Annotated in this window: 6 protein-coding genes; 1 reads left to right on the top strand and 5 read right to left on the bottom strand. The window is 41.4% G+C overall.

Annotated features, from left to right (window positions below):
• Positions 1 to 31: 31 nt before the first annotated feature.
• The 5 genes from B3B27_RS07605 to B3B27_RS07585 all read right to left on the bottom strand — a co-directional run bounded on the left by B3B27_RS07605 (position 32) and on the right by B3B27_RS07585 (position 4102).
• The gene (locus B3B27_RS07605; RefSeq protein WP_238865869.1) at positions 32 to 487 is read right to left on the bottom strand and encodes a DUF4293 domain-containing protein; all 456 of its coding nucleotides are present in this window, start codon (positions 485 to 487) and stop codon (positions 32 to 34) included.
• 1 nt (position 488) lies between these two features.
• Positions 489 to 824, bottom strand: a complete 336-nt coding sequence (locus tag B3B27_RS07600) for a DNA-directed RNA polymerase subunit omega (protein WP_238865867.1) — start codon at positions 822 to 824, stop codon at positions 489 to 491.
• Positions 825 to 911: 87 nt separating this feature from the next.
• Positions 912 to 1727 (bottom strand): outer membrane protein assembly factor BamD, encoded by an 816-nt coding sequence (locus tag B3B27_RS07595; protein WP_238865865.1) that lies wholly within the window; start codon positions 1725 to 1727, stop codon positions 912 to 914.
• A gap of 81 nt (positions 1728 to 1808) precedes the next feature.
• Positions 1809 to 3320, bottom strand: coding sequence for a GH3 auxin-responsive promoter family protein (locus tag B3B27_RS07590; RefSeq protein WP_238865863.1), 1512 nt, complete (start codon positions 3318 to 3320; stop codon positions 1809 to 1811).
• Positions 3321 to 3400: 80 nt separating this feature from the next.
• Positions 3401 to 4102, bottom strand: a complete 702-nt coding sequence (locus B3B27_RS07585; RefSeq protein ID WP_238865861.1) for a Crp/Fnr family transcriptional regulator — start codon at positions 4100 to 4102, stop codon at positions 3401 to 3403.
• Positions 4103 to 4376: 274 nt separating this feature from the next.
• On the opposite strand from B3B27_RS07585, the gene B3B27_RS07580 reads away from it, so the two are divergent.
• Positions 4377 to 6530 (top strand): DUF5686 family protein, encoded by a 2154-nt coding sequence (locus B3B27_RS07580; RefSeq protein WP_238865859.1) that lies wholly within the window; start codon positions 4377 to 4379, stop codon positions 6528 to 6530.
• Positions 6531 to 6543: the final 13 nt, after the last annotated feature.

Here is a 6543-nt window from a genome sequence, read left to right as displayed (position 1 = left end):
CCTTGAAAAAATAGCGTATTGTCAGTGAACACTATTTTCTTAGTCTGTTAAGTGAGCGGATTAGGGTTTCATCAGCACCTATCTTGCGAATGGCAAGGATAGTGAAGATAATTGCTATGACAGGCATGATGATACCCACTCCTATTTTTTGAAACTGTAAGCTCTCGAAGGGATACAGTTTAAAGATGATAAAACCGGAATAGAGGTAAAAACCTACCATCATTACAATATTGAAGATGGATATGCGTATTTGCAAAATTCTGTGCCTGTAGAGGAAGACAGTTATCAGTGCCAGCACCGCGCTGATAGTACCAATAGCGAACAGGCCCCAGGTAGAGTCGTTGATTTCGCCGTTAACGTAGATTCCCATCGCTTCAAATACAACGCTGTCACCATTATACATAAAAATGGCAAGAGGTGTAACAGTAGCGACAAGCATGGCGGCAGAAGCCAGAAGTAAAAAAACCGTTTGTATCCGTTGCAGCATATTATCCGAACATTTCTTTTTCCTTAGCAGGGTTGCGATAATAGATCTCGTTTTCATTCCACTCCTCAATGGCAAGCAGTGAGGGTTTTGGAAGCTTTTCATAGAAACGCGAAATCTCTATCTGCTCATGATTTTCAAATACTTCTTCCAGATTATCGGTATATGAAGCAAATTCCTGCAGTTTTGCATCAAGGTCCTGCTTCATCTCAATAGAGAGCTGATTAGCCCTCTTACTGATGATCATAACCATTTCATATACGTTTCCTACGGTTTCAGCGAGTTTCATCACATCGCGGGTTTCCGTATTTGAGCTTGCAGCAATTTTTCTATAGTCCATTATTATTATGTATATTAATTGTTTTCTGTTGACGTGAGTGCCTGTGAACAGGGAGTGGTGGCCTGAAGAAGGATACTCACATGAATATCATGTTGTGGGCAGCACTTCAATCTTTTTTTGAGCTTCGCGGTAATACTCTTCCGCCTCTTTGGTGTACTTCCCTTCCGGGAATGTGTTTGTATAGTTGAAAAACTCATCAACAACCATACGGTAACGTTCAGGCTGCGTTTTAAGTGTACTGCGCTGAGCATACTCGTAACGGGCCCTAAGGATGGTGATCTGATACTCCTCCAGATATTTTGAATAGGGGTAGATCTTCATTGCCTCGCGTGCAGTAATAACTGCAGACTCGTAATTATTACCCATATAGTTGCCGAGATTCAGGTATAGCCTGGCCGACATAAGCTCTTTATAGGCCAGCTTCTCCTGAAGCTCGAACAGATAGCCCTTTGCCTGTTCGGAACGTTCAGTCTGTGGATAACGTTCAATATATTTTTGAAACTCAGCAATAGCCGTATATGTTTTTGTCTGATCCAAACGGGCATCAGGCGAATCGAGATACATGCCATAGGCTGAGTAAAACATGGCAGGCTCGGCATAAGTACCGTTGGGATAAGTAGTGTAATAGGTTGTAAACACCTGCGTAGATGAAATATAATCTCTTGAATTATAATGGCTCTGAGCCAACAGATACAATGACTCCTCGGCCTCTGACGTACCTTTCATGAAGGCTACAAGCTCTTCAAGTAGTGTGATTGACCGACTGTATTTACCCTCTTCGAAGTATTTTTTCGCATAAGTGTACTTCAGGTTTCTGTCGGTACTTTTCAAAATTTTATTGTACTCATTGCAGGAACTCAGCACCAAGGCAAGCAGTAAAAAATATACAGATTTTATTCTCATCTCGTTACAAGTCGGTTTTAGACCGCAAATTTACTGAATCTTTCTCATTAATAGGCAAGGGATGACCGATTTTATTCAATTTTAGGAATTGGATGCAACAAAATTCAATATGCTTTCGACATATTTACGGTCGTTAGATAGTCTTGGCACCTTATTCTGGCCTCCTGCTCTCTCTCTTTGTTTCATCCAGCTGTAGAAAGCGCCTTTTTCAACCGGCCTTACTACTGGGAGGCCTAATGAAAGATTATAGGAGCGCTTGGCTTCATAATCGGAATTGAGCTTTTTAAGGCTTTCATCCAGCACTTCCACAAACATGCCCATATCAGAAGGATAGGTATCAAACTCTACAATCCATTCGTGTGCGCCGTTACTGTTATCGCCAAAATAGACCGGTGCGGCTGTATATTCGGTGATTTTTGCACCTGTTTGACGGCATGCCTCGCCTACAGCCCTGTCGGCATTATCTACAATAAGCTCTTCACCGAAAGCATTTATAAACTGTGTTGTGCGACCGGTCAACCTGAACAGGTGGGGTGCGGTAGAGGTAAACTGAATGGTATCACCTAACTTGTATCGCCACAAGCCGCCACTGGTACTTATCACCATTGCATACTGCTTACCGGTTTCCACACCGCTAAGGGGTACTATTTCGGGATTTTCCTTGTTCCACTCACCAGCTGGTATAAATTCGTAATAGACCTCATTGTCGAGTAAAAGAAGTAGATCGCCTGAGCCAGGCGAATACTGAACGCCGAAGAATCCTTCCGAAGCATTATAGGTCTCCCAGTAGTTCATTGTTCCCGAAGGGATGATCTTTTCGTACTGTTCCCGGAAAGGGGGAAAGCTAACACCCCCATGAAAAAACACTTCAAGATTCGGCCATATGGTGGTAATGGAGAGTCCTGTCTCATCTACAATTTTTTTCAGGAGTACCAGCATCCATGAAGGTACTCCAACCAAAGCACGTATGTCGGTATGAATAGCATAATCTGCAAGCTTTTGCAGTTTCTCCTCCCAGTCGGGCAGAAGTGCAATTTTCTCTGGAGTCCTTCTCCTTTTCACTGCCCGGGGCAGATTCTTCATCAGTATTGCCGAAATATCTCCGGTATAAACACCTTCGCCAATATGGTTCACTTGTCGGCTACCACCCATAACCAGCGTTTTACCCAAGATAAAAGCCGTATCGGGGTGATGTGCCGAATATGATCCAAGCATGTGGTAGCCGGCACGGTAGTTCCCATTGAACAGCGATTCGCGTGTGACAGGGATATACTTGCTTTTGTCCTCGGTTGTTCCTGACGACATGGCGAACCATTTTACCGGGGTATCCCATAGTACATTTTCCTTTTTGTCAACAATGATCATCCTGAGATAGTCGCGTAACTCCTCATATGATATAAGCGGGACCCTAGCACGAAAATCCTCATCGTTGAATACTTCATTAAAGTTTTTTTCATGCCCGTAGAGGGTATTCCTGCCGTGTTCGAGTAAATATTCGAGAGTTCTTTGTTGGGTACCGAAGGGATCCTCAATAAATTTCTCCACCGGTTTGTAATAGGATGTAAGTATAGACCTTGCTATTTTTCGAATCATTCCTTTCCTGTCTATTGTTTTGCAAAGGTAGACAGGAGTTCCGGAATACAAAAAAATAAAATCACAAATAATGAAAAAAATTATCCTATATGGCTTATTTTACGAAGCCGGTCTTCGTCAATTATCTTTATTTTACGTCCATCAATAGCTATTATGCGTTCATTTACGAAGTTGGAGAGTGTCCTTATGGCGTTAGATGTTGTCATATTGGAGAGATTTGCCAGATCTTCACGGGCAAGGTAAATATTGATGGTGGCACCATCTTCCTCCAGTCCGTAACTCTCTTTAAGGAAAATCAGGGACTCTGCAAGCCGTCCGCGTACATGCTTCTGTGTGAGGTTTACTACCCTCTGATCAGCAATACCCAGATCAACAGACAACATTTGAATGAAAAACATTGCAAGATTGCCGTTCTTGCGGAGAAACTTCTCAATCAGTTCCATAGGAATCATGCAGACTGTGCAAGCTTCGAAAGCCGAAGCGGCAGTGACGTATGGCTCACGGGCGAAATAGGCCCTGTAACCGAAATATTGCACTGGCCCTATTATTCTGATTATCTGACTTCTGCCACCTACTCCACTCCTAAAGATCTTAACCTTGCCCGAAAAAAGGCACATCAGAAATTTGGGTATTTCATCCTCGATATATATGAGATCATTTTTTTGGAACTGTAGGACCCGGGCATTGCTGCGCAACTGTTCACGCTCAACGTCAGAAAGTATCCTCCAAATGTCGGGCAGTGTAGAGGATAAATTTATCACATCTTTCTTCTTTCCCTGCATTAATGTTATAAAACTATGTTCTAAAACACAAATGTAAAAGTTTTTTTGCAATTAATAACAAAAAAAACAATATTTTTTTCTTTTACAGTTTTAAATATAAAGTTCATTCTGAAATAAATTGTGTTAAATAGTTTTATCACCCGGTCATTTTTTTCAGTAAAACAAAAAATCATGTAAATTTGTATGCGTATCTATCAAATATCTTTTATTAATAGTTATAGCTACATAGTCTGCCCGGATCATATTGTACCCGAGAAATTTCTAACTTTCGTGCATGCAAAAAAAAAATATCATAATTATTTTTTTTCTTTTTAGCTCAATGTTCAATGCTTTGGCAAATGATTACGATTTGCCAGAGGATACAATACTGAGCAGGGCAATGAGTGCTGCCGAAAAATACAATTATCTGGTTGACAGCTACTCGGCTGAGGTTTATACGAGAACGTATGTACAGACTGTGAAAAAAAACATGCTATATAAACATACACGCCTGATTCCCAATTTTGTTTTGCACGACCCCTACAACGATGAAGCTCTGATTGAAACTATAAGCGATTTCAGATATGAATTTCCTAACAACTACATGCGTGATATTCGACATGTTACAGGAACACTCATTGGAAGAAAGGATATTGATATGATACCTTTTGAGCTTCTGAACATTAATATTTATGGTGAGACCACCAACGATGAGAGCTTCTTTATGCCTATAAGGACAAGCACATCGAAATATTACAGGTATAACATATACAGTACATTTAATGAGAACAATAAAACCTACTACATTATTCAATTCAATCCTATCTACGAAAATCCAAAATTGCTGAAGGGATCGTTTACCGTTGAGAAAGGTACATGGCGAGTTATTTTCTTCAGAGGAGAGGGATTGGGTATATTCTCCGATTTCTCATTTGAGATAACAATGGGAGATGAGTGGGTAACAAACTACCTTCCGGTGAGCTTCACTATATACCAGACTTCATCATACCTTGGCAATGTGCTAGCAAGCAGGCATCTGGCAAAGATCGACTACAAGGAGATAGAGCTTCGTCAACACACAGAGCCAGGGAAATCGCTCAACATCAGCGATATATATATGGTGCGCCTAGATTCGGTGCCGGTAAGAAGCGACTCTCTCTTTTGGAATGAAAAAAGGCCCATCCCTTTGCAGGCAATGGAGAGAGACGTGATTGCCGAGTATAACCGGAGGCAGAAGGAGAAAGAGGAGCGAAAGGCAAATGGAGAATTGGATGGAAACCGCAATATTGCCCAGCAGGTAGCACAACGTATGGTGATGAATTCAAATTACAAGTACATGTCAACCGGTATAGGATACTCGGGATTACTAAACCCGCTGATGCTTGGATATACAACAAACGATGGTATTACCTATCGCCAGAAGCTCTCGTTCAACATAGATCTGAAAAAGAGCCGTTCAGTTAATATAAATGCATTTGCAGGGTATATGATCAGACGCAGGGAGTTTTTTACGGACCTGACAACTACTCTGAACTACGAACCTTATCACTTGGGAAGCACAACCATTTCTATAGGAAACGGGAATCCCACATACAGTTCATTGTTTGTGGAACAGATTCAGGATAGCCTGAAAAACCACGGACTAGCTTTTGAAGATATATCCATGAACTATTACAGGGATTATTACCTGAAAATATTCAACACCCTGGAGGTGACTAACGGACTGCTTTTACAGACGGGAATTGATTATCACATACGTAAAAATAAAAACAGCCGCGCTGTGCTTCGATCTACTAACGAGGAGAGCGAGCATATTGAGAATCTGTTCGTTAACAGAAAGTCATTTGCCCCGTTTATACGTATCAGCTGGACCCCGCAGCAATATTACAGGTATGAGGGGAGGCAGAAGATATATGTTCGCTCCGATTATCCGACCTTTAAACTTGAGTTTTCAAGAAGTATAAAGGATTTTCTGGGTAGCACATCTCAATATAACCGCATTGAACTGGATATAAGCCATAATATTCCATTCGGGCTGATGAGTTCACTACAGTATCATATTGGTGCAGGACGATTTGTTAACCAAAAAACTGAGTACTTTCTCGATTTTGTCTATTTTTCCAAAAGCAACTTCCCCGAGAACTGGGACGATGGACTGGGCGGGGGCTTTAATTTGCTTAGCAGGGACCTGTACAACGCGTCTGATACTTATATTCAGGCACATGCAATGTTAGAGACACCTTTTCTGATACTTAAGAATATTCACTTCATATCTGACTTCGCCGACAAGGAAAGGGTGTACTTTAGTCAGCTTTACACACCGCAAATAAAATCATACAGCGAGCTGGGGTATGGTATAGGAAACAGATTCTTCAATGCCGGGTTGTTTGTAGCGTTCCACAAGACAGGGTTTAAAGAGGCTGGTGTACGTGCTGCATTTGAGTTTTAATAGTTTAATTTTT

Origin of the sequence: Proteiniphilum sp. UBA5463, assembly GCF_002427225.1 — a bacterium.
GTDB classification, from domain to species: Bacteria; Bacteroidota; Bacteroidia; order Bacteroidales; family Dysgonomonadaceae; genus Proteiniphilum; species Proteiniphilum propionicum.
This window is presented reverse-complemented; position numbering and strand designations above follow the sequence as displayed.